Below are 12415 nucleotides of genomic sequence, written 5' to 3' on the forward strand. Positions count from 1 at the left end.
TGTAAGCCGGGAACTTCTCACGGGAGGCGCCCACCTCCGTATCATTACTTAGCGAACGGCCGTTGCATTTCGGATCGCCACACGCGTCCCAATTCCGGTTGCGATCATCGGATACCGGCGGCGCTTGATTGGGTTGCGCGGCGATGCTCGCGCGACTACATCGTCGCGCCGAGCACCCAGGGCGCGAACTCGGCGCCGCCGAAATCGAAGCTCTCGCTCTTGGTCGGCTGGCCCGAGGCGGTCTTGAGGATGAGATCGAAGATGCGCTGGCCGCATTGTTCGACGCTCTCCTCGCCTTCGAGGATGGTGCCGCAATTGACGTCCATGTCCTCTTCCATGCGCCTGTACATGGGCGTGTTGGTGGCGAGCTTGATCGACGGCGCCGGCTTGCAGCCGAACACACTGCCGCGGCCCGTGGTGAAGCAGACGAGGTTGGCACCTCCTGCGACCTGCCCGGTCGCGGCCACGGGGTCGTAGCCGGGCGTGTCCATGAACACGAACCCCTTCTTGGTGACGGGCTCGGCGTAGCGCAGCACCTCGACGAGATTGGTGGTGCCGGCCTTCGCCATCGCGCCGAGCGACTTCTCCAGAATGGTGGTAAGGCCGCCGGCCTTGTTGCCGGGGCTCGGATTGGCGTTCATCTCGGCGCCTTCGCGCGCGGTGTACTCATCCCACCAGCGCATCAGGTCGACCAGCTTCTCGCCGACCTCGCGGCTGACGGCGCGGCGCGTCAAGAGATGCTCGGCGCCGTAGGTCTCCGGCGTCTCCGACAGGATCACGGTGCCGCCGTGACGCACGATGAGGTCGCTGGCTGCGCCGAGCGCAGGATTGGCCGATACGCCGGAATAGCCGTCCGAGCCGCCACATTGCAGCGCCACGGTGAGCTCGCTCGCCGGCACCGTCTCGCGCTGGACCTTGTTGGCGTCAGTCAGCGCCTCGCGCACGAAGGCGATGCCGGCTTCGACGGTCTTGCGGGTGCCGCCGACCTCCTGGATGTCCATCGCGCGCAGGCGTCCGGCGAGCTTCTGCTCTTCCATCAGGCCGCCGATCTGGTTCACCTCGCAGCCGAGACCGAGCACGATGACGTGCGAGAAATTGACGTGCCGCGCATAGCCGCCGAGTGTGCGGCGGAGCAACGCCAGCGGCTCGTTTTGTGTCATGCCGCAGCCGGTCTTGTGGGTCAGCGCAACCACGCCGTCGACGTTGGGGAAGTCAGCGAGCGGATTGTCGCCGGTGAACGGATTCTTCTTGAAGACGTCGGCGACGAGGCTGGCGACATGCGCGCTGCAATTCACCGAGGTGAGGATGCCGATATAATTGCGCGTGGCGACGCGGCCGTCCGGACGGCGGATGCCTTCGAAGGTCGCCGGCAGGTCGAAGTTCGGCGTCGGCTTGACGTCAGCGCAATAGGCATAGTCCTTGGCGAAATCACCCATTCCGCAATTCTGCACGTGCACGTGCTGGCCCGGCGCAATCGCTTGCGTGGCAAAGCCGATGATCTGGCCGTAGCGCTTGACCGGCTCGCCCACCGCGATCGGCTTGATCGCGACCTTGTGGCCGGAGGGGATGCGGTCGACCGTAGTCACGCCGTCGGCCACCAATGTTCCCGGCGGCAGGCTCGCGCGCGCGATCACCACACCATCATCGGGATGCAGGCGGATGACGGGGCTGATGGTCATGGCGGGTCTCCTTTGGAGGCGAATAGCGAATGGCGAGTGGCGAATGGAAAAGGGAGTAGCCCTATTCGCTACTCCCCATTCGCCATTCGCGAGTTTCTCAGGCCTTGCCGCCCGATTCCTTGCGGGTGGCGTTCACCTGCATCTTGGCGTAGGTCGTCATCAGGCCGACTTCATTGGACAGCGTCACCAGCTTGAAGCCCATGTTGGTCGCGCGCGCCGCGCCTTCGGCGCCGCTGCAATGGATGCCCGGGTTGAGGCCGCGCTTGCCGCACTCCTTGATGATCTTCTCGTAGATCGCGAGAATCTCGGGCTCGCTGCGGTCGAGCTTGGGCTCGAGGCCATAGGAGAAGCCGAGATCGGACGGGCCGATATAGACGCCGTCGATGCCTTCGACGTCGAGGATCGCTTCCATGTTCTCGACCGCGGTCCGCGTCTCCATCATCGGCAGCAGCACGATCTCGTCGTTGGCCGTCTTCTGATAGGAGCCGGCGGTGCCGTACATGCCGGCGCGGATCGGACCGTTGGAGCGCACGCCCTTGGGCGGATATTTCGAATAGGAGACCAGGTTCCTGGCTTCCTGCGGCGTGTTGACCATCGGGCAGATCACGCCATAGGCGCCGCCGTCGAGCACCTTGCCGATGATGCCGGGCTCGTTCCAGGGCACGCGGACCATCGGGGTGACCGGATGCTTGTCCATGGCCTGGAAGCACTGCACCATCGAGAGATAGTCCTGCACGCCATGCTGCATGTCGACCGTGACGCTGTCGAAGCCGCATTGCGCGATCATCTCGGCCGAGAAGCCGGAGGGAATGGCAAGCCACGCGTTGACGACCGCCTTGCCCGACTTCCAGATCTCTTTGACTTTATTGGCCACGTTGCCTTTCCTTCCCTGTTGCTCTCACTTCGCCGCGGATCGGTTGGGCCGCACTTTGAGCGAAAAAAAGCGTGAATGTCCATGGCTCTCGCCGCGCACGCACGCATATCAGGGTTCATCCCTCCGCGAGGGTATCATCTGTGCCTCCGAGCCCCGCAAGGCTCCGTTCGAGCTCGCCGAGCATCTCCTGCAATTCGGCGAGCTTGCGTGCGCCGAAGCGCCGCGTGATTTCGGCATAGATCGCTTCCGACGTCGGCGCGACCGACGCCATCAGCTTGAGCCCCTCCTTCGAGATCGAGACCATGCTGCGGCGCTGGTCGGCTTTCGCCGTCTTGCGCTCGATCAGGTTGCGCGCCTCGAGGTCTCGCAGGATGCGCGACAGGCTCGGCCCGAGCAGGAACGCGGTGCGCGCGAGTTCCGTGACCTCGACCGCCTCGATCGCCGCCAGCGCCCGCAGGATGCGCCATTGCTGCTCGGTCAGGCCGTGCTCGCGCAGCGAGGGACGAAACTGCCGCATCACCGCTTCCCGGGCCCGCAGCAGCGACATCGGCAGCGAGCGAGAGAAATCGCGCATCGGCACCTGGCGCGCAGCCGGCGGGTGACCATTGGCGGGATCGGCGGATTTCTTGGTCATGACGCCCTTTCAAGCCGCAAAACGTTTGCAGTGCAGCAAGCCGAATTTGTGTTTGACGCATTCACTTAACATGTTAAGTATCTCGCGGCACCACGATTTGTAAGATCACAAATGGCGCTTTCCAACGACGATATCCAAGCTTGCGCGAGGCGTCTGCACCAGGCGGAGAAGACCCGCACGCAGATCCGCCAGCTCTCGCAAGATTTCCCGGACATCAGCATCTCGGATGCGTACGCGATTCAGAAGGCCTGGGTCGACGCCAAGATCGCCGAGGGGCGCGTGGTCAAAGGCCACAAGATCGGCCTGACCTCGAAGGCGATGCAGAGTGCGCTTGGCATCGACGAGCCGGATTCCGGCGTGCTGCTCGACGACATGTTCTTCGCCGATGGAGGTTTGGTGCCGACCGAGCGCTTCATCGCGACGCGCGTCGAGGCCGAGCTCGCCTTCGTCATGAGCAAGCGCCTTTCTGGGCCCGACTGCACGCTATTCGACGTGCTCAACGCCACCGACTTCGTGGTGCCGGCGCTGGAGATTTTGGATACACGGATCGAGCGCGTCGATCCCAAGACCAAGGCGACGCGAAAGATCTTCGACACCATCGCCGACAATGCGGCGAATGCCGGCATCGTGCTCGGGGGGCGGCCGATCCGCCCGCTGGATGCTGACCTGCGCTGGATCGGAGTGCTGTGCTTCAAGAACGGCCAGCTGGAAGAGACCGGCCTTGCCGCCGGCGTGCTCAACCATCCCGCCACCGCCGTCGCCTGGCTCGCCAACAAGATCGCCCCGCTTGGGCTGGCGCTGGAGCCGGGCCAGGTCGTGCTCGCCGGCTCGTTCATCCGTCCGATCGAGACCCGCAAGGGCGACACAATCCAGGCTGATTATGGCGCCTATGGCTCGGTCAGCTGCTACTTCGCCTGAAGACAGGGAGTGAAACCGCGATGCCGCATTTCACCATCGAATATTCGGCCAATCTCGACGGCCGCCTCGACATCGCCGCGGTGTGCGAGGTCGTGCGCAAGGCAGCTAGCGAGACCGGTATCTTCCCGCTCGGCGGCATCCGCGTTCGTGCCATCCGCTGCGAGCACTATGCGATTGCGGATGCAAAGCAGGATTACGGCTTTCTCGACATGGTGCTGCGCATCGGCGAGGGCCGCGACCTGCCTACCCGCCAGAAGGCCGGCGAGCACGTCTTCCAGGCGCTCTCAAGACATCTCGATCCCGTCTTCGCCGCCAGCAAGTTCGCCCTGTCGTTCGACATGCAGATCAACGACAAGGACACCAGCTGGAAGCGCAACAACATTCACGACGCCCTGAAAGCGGAGGCCGCTCATGGATAAGCCCACGCCGAAAGCCGATCTGTTCCAGGCCAACCGTGACCGCCTCGCGCCGCTTTTGAAGACTCTGCGCGCGGACGGCATCGGTCACATGACCGACGGAAAGACCGTCGCCTCGATCTCCGGCGAGACGTTCGAGACCAGGTCGCCGGTCGATGGTGCCGTGCTCGCCAGTGTCGCGCGGGGCAAGGCCGAGGATATCGACGCGGCGGCGACTGCGGCTGCGCTCGCCTTCAAGTCCTGGCGCGACATGGGTCCGGCCATGCGGAAGAAGCTGCTGCATCGGGTGGCCGACGCGATCGAGGACAATGCGGAGGACATCGCGGTACTCGAATGCATCGATACCGGGCAGGCCTATCGCTTCATGGCCAAGGCCGCGATCCGCGCCGCCGAGAATTTCCGCTTCTTCGCCGACAAATGCGCAGAAGCTCGCGACGGCCTCAACACGCCGAGCGACGAGCATTGGAACGTCTCGACGCGGGTGCCGATCGGCCCGGTCGGCGTGATCACGCCATGGAATACGCCATTCATGCTCTCGACCTGGAAAATCGCCCCGGCGCTTGCGGCCGGCTGCACGGTCGTGCACAAGCCGGCCGAATGGTCGCCGGTGACGGCCTCCATTCTCGCCAGGCTCGTCAAGGAAGCCGGCGTCCCCGACGGCGTGCTCAACACCGTGCACGGTTTCGGCGAGGAAGCGGGCAAGGCGCTGACCGAGCATCCCGCCATCAAGGCAATCGGCTTCGTCGGCGAGAGCGCGACCGGCTCGGCCATCATGATGCAGGGCGCGCCCACGCTGAAACGCGTGCATTTCGAACTCGGCGGCAAGAATCCGGTGATCGTGTTCGACGATGCCGATCTCGACCGCGCGCTCGATGCCGTCGTGTTCATGATCTACTCGCTCAACGGCGAGCGCTGCACCTCTTCCAGCCGCCTGCTGATCCAGCAGAGCATCGCGAAAGAATTCGTGGAGAAGCTGACGGCGCGGGTGAAGGCGCTCAAGGTCGGCCATCCCCTCGATCCCGCCACCGAGATCGGCCCGCTGATCCACGAGCGGCACTTGGCAAAGGTCTGCTCGTATTTCGACGTGGCGCGCCAGGACGGCGCGACGATCGCGGTCGGCGGCAAGGCCTATGACGGGCCCGGCGGCGGGCATTATGTCGAGCCGACACTGGTGACCGGGGCGCACGGCAAGATGCGGGTGGCGCAGGAGGAGGTGTTCGGGCCGTTCCTCACCGTGCTGCCGTTCCGCGACGAGGCGGACGCGGTCGAGATCGCCAACGACATCCGTTACGGTCTGACCGGCTATGTCTGGACCAATGACATGGGACGCGCGCTGCGCGTTGCCGATGCGCTGGAGGCCGGCATGATCTGGCTGAACTCGGAGAATGTCCGCCACCTGCCGACGCCGTTCGGCGGCATGAAGGCTTCAGGCATCGGGCGCGACGGCGGCGATTATTCGTTCGACTTCTACATGGAAACCAAGCACGTCTCGCTGGCGCGGGGCACGCACAAGATTCAGAAGCTGGGAATTTAGCGGCGGTGTCATTCCGGGGCGGCTCGAAGAGCCGAACCCGGAATCCATCGAGCAGCAGAGTTGGTGGATGAATGGATTCCGGGTTCGTGCTTCGCACGCCCCGGAATGACGAAGCCGAGAGAGGGGAAACGCACATGCCGGTACCGCAACACGTCTTCGAGCCGCCGTTCAACATCATCCGCTCGAGCCACGTCGTGCTCGACGTCACCGATTTGAAGCTGAGCCGCGAGTTCTACGAAAGCATGGTCGGCCTGCATGTCGAGGACGCGGACGACGAGGTCGTGTACCTGCGCGCGGCCGAGGAGCACCAGCATCACTCCCTGGTGCTACGGAAAGCCGCCGCGCCGGCTTGCGCCCGGCTCGGCTTCAAGGTCGGCAACGACAAAGATCTCGACAAGGCCGCCGCGTTCCTGTCCGAGAACGGCCTCGCCTACGCCTTCGTCGACCAGTCGTTCCAGGGCCGCACGCTGCAATTCACCGATCCCTTTGGCTTTAGAATCGAGCTCTACGCGGCGATGGAGCGGCGGCCGCATCTCCTGCGCCGCTACGACCTCTATCGGGGCTGCCACCCGCAGCGGCTCGACCATTTCAACGTCTTCGCCGCCGAAGTGCAGGACACCATGGAATTCTACGCCCGGCTCGGCTTTCGCCTCACCGAATATGCCGAGGAGGACGGGCCGGACGGGCGCATCGCCGCGGCCTGGATGCATCGCAAGGGCAATGTCCACGATTTCGCCATCACCAACGGCAAGGGTCCGCGGCTGCACCATTTCGCCTATTGGACGCCGACGGCGATGAACATCATCCATCTCTGCGACGTCATGGCTTCGCAGGGCTTCGTGAAGAACATCGAACGCGGTCCGGGACGCCACGGTATCTCGAACGCGTTCTTCCTCTATGTGCGCGATCCCGACGGACACCGCCTCGAGCTCTACACCAGCGATTATTTCACCGGGGACCACGACCACGAGCCGCTGCGCTGGTCGCTGCGCGATCCGCGCCGTCAGACGCTGTGGGGCGCCCCTGCCCCGCGCTCCTGGTTCGAGCAGGGCTCGCCGTTCACGGGGCAGGCCGTGCGCGAGCCGAAATTCGTGGCCGATGTGCTGGTGGCGGATTGATGAAGCTGCCTCGTCTCGCCACCTATTCCGTCAAGGGTGATGTCAGCTATGGCGCCGTCCTGGAGGGCGGCATCGTCGATCTCTCCGCGCGTCACGCCAGAGACTATCCCACGCTGCGCGAGGTGATCGCTGCGGGCAAGCTGATCAGCTTTGCCGAAGAGGCCGCTGGCCGCAAACCGGATCACGCGCTCACTGAGATCACCTGGCTGCCGCCGGTCCCGGCGCCGGAGAAGATCATCTGCATCGGCGTCAACTATCCCGACCGCAATGTCGAGTACAAGGACGGCCAGGAGGCGCCGAAATATCCGAGCATGTTCATGCGCTCGCCCCGCTCCTTCGTCGGCCACGACACGCCGCTGGTGCGCCCGCGCGCCTCCGCGCAGCTCGACTATGAAGGCGAGATCGTGCTGGTGATCGGCAAGCCAGGCCGGCATATCCCCGAAAGCACAGCGCTCGATCACATCGCGGCGCTGACACTGTGCAACGAGGGCTCGGTGCGCGACTGGCTGCGCCACGCCAAGTTCAACGTGACGCAAGGCAAGAACTTCGATTCCAGCGGCAGCCTCGGCCCGTGGCTCGTGCCCTACACGCGGGAATCGCAGGTCGCCGACATCAGGCTCACCACGCATGTCAACGGCGAGCTCAGACAGGATGATCGCACCAGCCGGCTGATGTTTTCGTTCCGCTATCTCCTGAACTATATCTCGACCTTCGCAACCCTCGTCCCCGGCGATATCATCGTCACGGGCACGCCGACCGGCGCGGGTGCGCGGTTCGATCCGCCGCGATATCTGAAGCCCGGCGACATCGTCGAGGTCGAGGCCGAGGGGATCGGACGCTTGCGCAACGGCGTGGTCGACGAAGCCTGAACAACAAGCGAAATGGAATAGCCAAATGACCAGCCTCACCGGCGGCGAAGCGATCGTAAGCGGGCTTGTCGCCCACGGCGTCGACACCGTGTTCGGCCTGCCCGGAGCGCAGGTCTACGGCCTGTTCGACGCCTTCCACCAGGCCCAGCTCAAGGTGATCGGCGCGCGGCACGAGCAGGCCTGCGGCTACATGGCATTCGGCTATGCGCGCTCCAGCGGCCGGCCCGGCGTGTTCAGCGTGGTACCCGGCCCGGGCGTGCTCAATGCCAGCGCGGCGCTGCTCACCGCGTTCGGCTGCAACGAGCCGGTGCTGTGCGTCACCGGCCAGGTGCCGACTTCGTTCCTGGGCAAGGGTCGCGGCCATCTGCATGAGATGCCGGACCAGCTCGCAACCTTGCGCACCTATGTGAAATGGGCCGAGCGCATCGAATATCCCGGCAATGCGCCGACGATCGTGGCACGCGCGTTCCAGGAGATGATGTCGGGACGGCGCGGCCCCGCCTCGGTCGAGATGCCCTGGGACGTCTTCACGCAGCGCGCGGCAACAGTGCCTGCGCAGGTGCTGGAGCCGCTGCCGGCGCCGCAGCCCGATCCTGATATGATCAAGCAGGCCGCCGCGCTCATCAGGACCAGCAAGGCGCCGATGATCTTCGTCGGCAGCGGCGCGATCGAAGCGGGTGAGGAGATCCTCGAACTCGCCGAGATGATCGATGCGCCCGTGGTCGCCTTCCGTAGCGGCCGCGGCATCGTCTCCAATGCGCACGAGCTCGGGCTCACCATGGCCGCGGCCTACAGGCTGTGGCCGAACACCGATCTCATGATCGGCATCGGCACGCGGCTGGAGCTGCCGACCATGTCGCGCTGGCCGTATCGGCCCGCTGGCCTGAAGTGCATCCGCATCGACATCGATCCGGTCGAGATGCGGCGGTTCTCGTCCGACACTGCGATCGTCGCCGACGCCAGGGCCGCGACCCGCGATCTCGCTGCCGCCGTGGGCAAGGCCGGCTACAGCAAGACCTCCGGACGGCGCGGCACGATCCGCGAGGCCACCGCGGCCGCGCAAGCCGAGATCCAGCGGGTCCAGCCGCAGATGGCCTATCTCAACATCCTGCGCGAGGTACTGCCGGCGAACGCGATCGTCACCGACGAACTATCGCAGGTCGGCTTCGCCTCCTGGTACGGCTTTCCGGTGTACCAGCCGCGCACCTTCATCACCTCGGGCTACCAGGGCACGCTCGGCTCGGGTTTCCCGACCGCGCTCGGCGCCAAGGTCGCCAATCCCGACAAGCCGGTGGTGGCCATCACCGGGGACGGCGGCTTCATGTTCGGCGTGCAGGAGCTTGCCACCGCCGTGCAGTTCAACATCGGCGTGGTGACGCTGGTGTTCAACAACAACGCCTACGGCAATGTCCGCCGCGACCAGCGCCAGCATTTCGATGGCCGCGTGGTGGCGTCCGACCTCATCAATCCGGATTTCGTCAAGCTCGCGGAATCCTTTGGCGTCGCCGCGGCGCGCGTCACCGCGCCGGAGCAGTTCAAGGCGGCGATGGAGAAGGCGCTCGGCCACGGCGGGCCGGTGCTGATTTCAGTCGAGGTGCCCAGGGATTCCGAAGTCAGCCCGTGGGCTTTCATTCACCCGCCGAAGCCTTGAGGCCGGACGCTCCCTGTAGCCGCGCGGCTGCAATCACCAGCAGACCGGCGCCTGCGACCGACCAGCAGGCGACCGGCGCCCAGTGCAGCAGCGGCGCGTATTCCGGCATCTTCTGCAGGCCGCCGGCAACCGCCGCCATCCGCGCGAAGGTGCCGAGGGCGAGCGCGGAGAAGACGAGGCCCGTGACCTTGCCTTCAGCGCCGGTCGAGCCGATCGCGAGCGCAGCCGAGACCGCGCTCATCAGCATGCAACCCCACGCGGCTCCGGCGAGAAATTGCGCGGCGATCAGCATGTTGAGATTGCCGGCGAACTCGGCCGCCGCAATCGCCACCGCACCGAACAAGCCCGCGGCACCCATCACGACGAGGCCGCCACGATGCTTGACGACGAGGCTTGCCGGAAACATCGCGATGTTGAAGCCGATCCAGAACACCGGCATCAGCCATTGCAGGTCGCCGGGAGCTGCAAAGCGCAGATAGAACGGCGCGCTGTTCATGGCAAAGTGCAGCTGGTAGCCGAGTGCGAGCGCGACCATCGCGACGATGAAGGTGATCGGGACGAGACCGAGCGGTGCTGCCGCTTCGTCCGGTGTGGGCGGCACGGTGTCGTGCGCCACGTCGTGCTCGATCCTGGACAGCCCGAGCGCGGTCAGGAGCAGCACCACGCTGGAGATCACGAACGGCAACCGCGCATCGTGCTCGCGCAGCACCACGCCGAGATAGGGCGAGAGCGCGCCGGCGACGCCGTAGCCGAGCATGGCGAGCGCTGCGAGGAACGGCACCTGCGGCTGGGCGCGGTATTTGCCGAGCAAGGTCAGTGGCGGCGCCCGCAACGCGGAGGACGTGATCGACCAGATCACGATCAGCGCAATGAACCAGCCCTGCGCCGCCGCACCGGCTCCGGCAACGAACGGCAGCGCGACGAAGGCGCCGCAGGAGACCGCGGCCACGACGGCGACGAACAGGCCGAGCCTGCCGACATGGGGCGCGAGCCTGTCGGCGGCTACTCCCATCGCGGTGTCGGCAATGGTGAAGATCGCCTGATCCAGCATCAGGATCAGGATCACGGCGGACGACGCGATGCCGACCTCGGCCGCTAGCTTTGGCAGGTAGACGACATAGGTCGTCCAGCCGAGCGTGAACACCAATTGCAGGCCTGCGAGATAAAGCCCCGTGCGGTTCGCCGTGCCCGTGCCGGCCGAGCTCTGTGTGGTGGTCATGTCGCCGCCTCCCCGCCCGAAGCTTAGACGAGCGAAGGCGGCGAGGAAACGCGTTAGCGCGTCCTGCGGAAGGTCAGATTGATCCGCTTCCGGCCGAGCAGCGGATGCTCGCCGTCGGCGAGCGGTGCGACGCCGTGATAGACGAGCCTGCTGGCCCCGCCCCAGACCACGACGTCGCCATGGACGAGGCGGAAGCGGCGCGGCTTGTCGGCGCGCGCAAGGCCGCCGAACAGGAAGGTCGCGGGCAGGCCGAGCGAGACCGAGACGATCGGCGCGGAATAGTCCAGCTCGTCCTTGTCCTGATGCAGCGACAGCCGCGTGCCCGGCTCGTAGCGGTTGACGAGGCAGGCATCGGGGGCAAAGCCTTCAAAGCCGCCCTGCTCCGCGGCGCGGCGGGCGAGATCGGCCAACAGCGGCGGCATCGCCGGCCATGGCGCACCGGTGCGCGGATCGATCGGGTCGTAGCGATAGCCGGTGTGATCGGTGATCCAGCCGCGCTCGCCGCAATTGGTCATCGCCACCGACATTAGATGGCCGCCCGGCGTCGTCATCCGCCGGAACGGCGATTGCGCGACGACGGCGCGCACGGCGTCGATCAGCCCGCTCTCGATCGGCTTGACGAAGCCGCGCAGCAGCACGGCCCCATCGGCGATGTTTTCGCGCGACGGTTGGGCTTCTGCGACGCTATCGAACAAATCAGCCGTCAACGGCTCCGCTCATTTGGCATCGTGAAAAATCACACCCAGCGTGTGGCGCCGGCCGGACCTGATCCGGCTGACGCCGTGGCGGAGATTAACGCGGTACGTGCCGCGTGTCCCCTGCACCGGACGATGATGCACAGCGAAGGCGACCGCATCGCCCTGTGCCAGCGGCACCACCTCGGCGCGGGACTGCATGCGCGGGCGCTGCTCGGTCAGCACGAACTCGCCGCCGGTGAAATCGCGTCCGGGCTCGGACAGCAGGATCGCAACCTGGAGCGGGAACACGTGCTCGCCATAGAGGTCCTGGTGCAGGCAATTGTAATCACCGGCCTCATATTGCAGCAGCAGGGGCGTCGGCCGCGTCTGCCCGGCGTCGTGGCAGCGCTTCAGGAACGCCGCGTGCGCGGTGGGATAGCGGATGTCGATGCCCATCGCCTCGTTCCAGCGGTTGGCGACGGCTTGAAGATGCGCGTAGAGCGCCGGGCGGAGCTGCGCGATCAGATCGGGCAGCGGATAGGCGAAGTACTTGTACTCGCCGCGGCCGAAGCCGTGGCGGCCCATCACGATGCGGCTGCGGAAGTGCGCATCGTCCGGGTAGAGCGCGGCGATGGCGCGGCATTGGTCAGGCGTCAGCAGGTTGTTCAGGACGGCGCAGCCCTGGGTGTCGAGCTCGGCGGTGATCTGCGGCCAGTCGAGGGCGTCGACATGGTCGGCGAGGTTGGGAACGGAGTCTGGTGCGGAAACGCGTTTCGCGATGGCCATAGCAATCATCCCATTCACATCCGTCATTCCGGGGCGCGAC

Annotated in this window: 12 protein-coding genes; 6 read left to right on the top strand and 6 right to left on the bottom strand. The window is 65.7% G+C overall.

Translation table 11 applies throughout. From position 1 onward, the window contains the following. Window positions 1-155 precede the first annotated feature (155 nt). From I6F16_RS06715 to hpaR, 3 genes are all read right to left on the bottom strand, one after another. Entirely contained in the window at window positions 156-1679 is a 1524-nt protein-coding gene (locus I6F16_RS06715; RefSeq protein WP_225113527.1) for an altronate dehydratase family protein, read from the bottom strand. A gap of 97 nt (window positions 1680-1776) precedes the next feature. Next, window positions 1777-2553 carry an aldolase/citrate lyase family protein gene (locus I6F16_RS06720; RefSeq protein ID WP_225173511.1) on the bottom strand — a complete coding sequence of 259 codons (777 nt, stop codon included), beginning with the start codon at window positions 2551-2553 and terminating at the stop codon, window positions 1777-1779. A 115-nt stretch (window positions 2554-2668) separates the two neighbouring features. After that, entirely contained in the window at window positions 2669-3187 is a 519-nt protein-coding gene (gene hpaR / locus I6F16_RS06725; protein ID WP_036006169.1) for a homoprotocatechuate degradation operon regulator HpaR, read from the bottom strand. 111 nt (window positions 3188-3298) lie between these two features. Here hpaR and hpaH point away from each other — a divergent pair, with 111 nt between their 5' ends. From hpaH to I6F16_RS06755, 6 genes are all read left to right on the top strand, one after another. Next, window positions 3299-4105 (top strand): 2-oxo-hept-4-ene-1,7-dioate hydratase, encoded by an 807-nt coding sequence (gene hpaH, locus I6F16_RS06730; RefSeq protein WP_225113528.1) that lies wholly within the window; start codon window positions 3299-3301, stop codon window positions 4103-4105. Between the two features lie 20 nt (window positions 4106-4125). Further along, window positions 4126-4524, top strand: coding sequence for a 5-carboxymethyl-2-hydroxymuconate Delta-isomerase (locus I6F16_RS06735; RefSeq protein WP_036023039.1), 399 nt, complete (start codon window positions 4126-4128; stop codon window positions 4522-4524). After that, window positions 4517-6055 (top strand): 5-carboxymethyl-2-hydroxymuconate semialdehyde dehydrogenase, encoded by a 1539-nt coding sequence (hpaE, locus tag I6F16_RS06740; RefSeq protein ID WP_225113529.1) that lies wholly within the window; start codon window positions 4517-4519, stop codon window positions 6053-6055. Before I6F16_RS06735 ends, hpaE begins: the two co-directional genes overlap by 8 nt. 134 nt (window positions 6056-6189) lie before the next feature. Then, entirely contained in the window at window positions 6190-7173 is a 984-nt protein-coding gene (gene hpaD, locus I6F16_RS06745; RefSeq protein WP_225113530.1) for a 3,4-dihydroxyphenylacetate 2,3-dioxygenase, read from the top strand. Beyond that, window positions 7173-8042, top strand: a complete 870-nt coding sequence (locus I6F16_RS06750) for a fumarylacetoacetate hydrolase family protein (protein ID WP_225113531.1) — start codon at window positions 7173-7175, stop codon at window positions 8040-8042. Before hpaD ends, I6F16_RS06750 begins: the two co-directional genes overlap by 1 nt. Before the next feature lie 25 nt (window positions 8043-8067). Then, window positions 8068-9693 carry a thiamine pyrophosphate-dependent enzyme gene (locus I6F16_RS06755; RefSeq protein ID WP_225113532.1) on the top strand — a complete coding sequence of 542 codons (1626 nt, stop codon included), beginning with the start codon at window positions 8068-8070 and terminating at the stop codon, window positions 9691-9693. On the opposite strand, the gene I6F16_RS06760 is transcribed toward I6F16_RS06755, so the two are convergent. From I6F16_RS06760 to I6F16_RS06770, 3 genes are read right to left on the bottom strand one after another with little or no spacing between them, the layout of a single operon-like run. Continuing rightward, window positions 9671-10912, bottom strand: a complete 1242-nt coding sequence (locus tag I6F16_RS06760; protein WP_225113533.1) for an MFS transporter — start codon at window positions 10910-10912, stop codon at window positions 9671-9673. The genes I6F16_RS06755 and I6F16_RS06760 overlap by 23 nt on opposite strands. 53 nt (window positions 10913-10965) lie before the next feature. After that, window positions 10966-11619: a DNA oxidative demethylase AlkB gene (alkB, locus tag I6F16_RS06765; protein ID WP_109144453.1), complete on the bottom strand. Its 654-nt coding sequence runs from the start codon at window positions 11617-11619 to the stop codon at window positions 10966-10968. Between the two features lie 9 nt (window positions 11620-11628). Further along, entirely contained in the window at window positions 11629-12375 is a 747-nt protein-coding gene (locus I6F16_RS06770) for a 2OG-Fe(II) oxygenase (RefSeq protein ID WP_225113534.1), read from the bottom strand. Between the last annotated feature and the right edge of the window lie 40 nt (window positions 12376-12415).

This window comes from Bradyrhizobium sp. IC4060 (genome assembly GCF_020193715.1).
GTDB lineage: Bacteria > Pseudomonadota > Alphaproteobacteria > Rhizobiales > Xanthobacteraceae > Bradyrhizobium > Bradyrhizobium yuanmingense.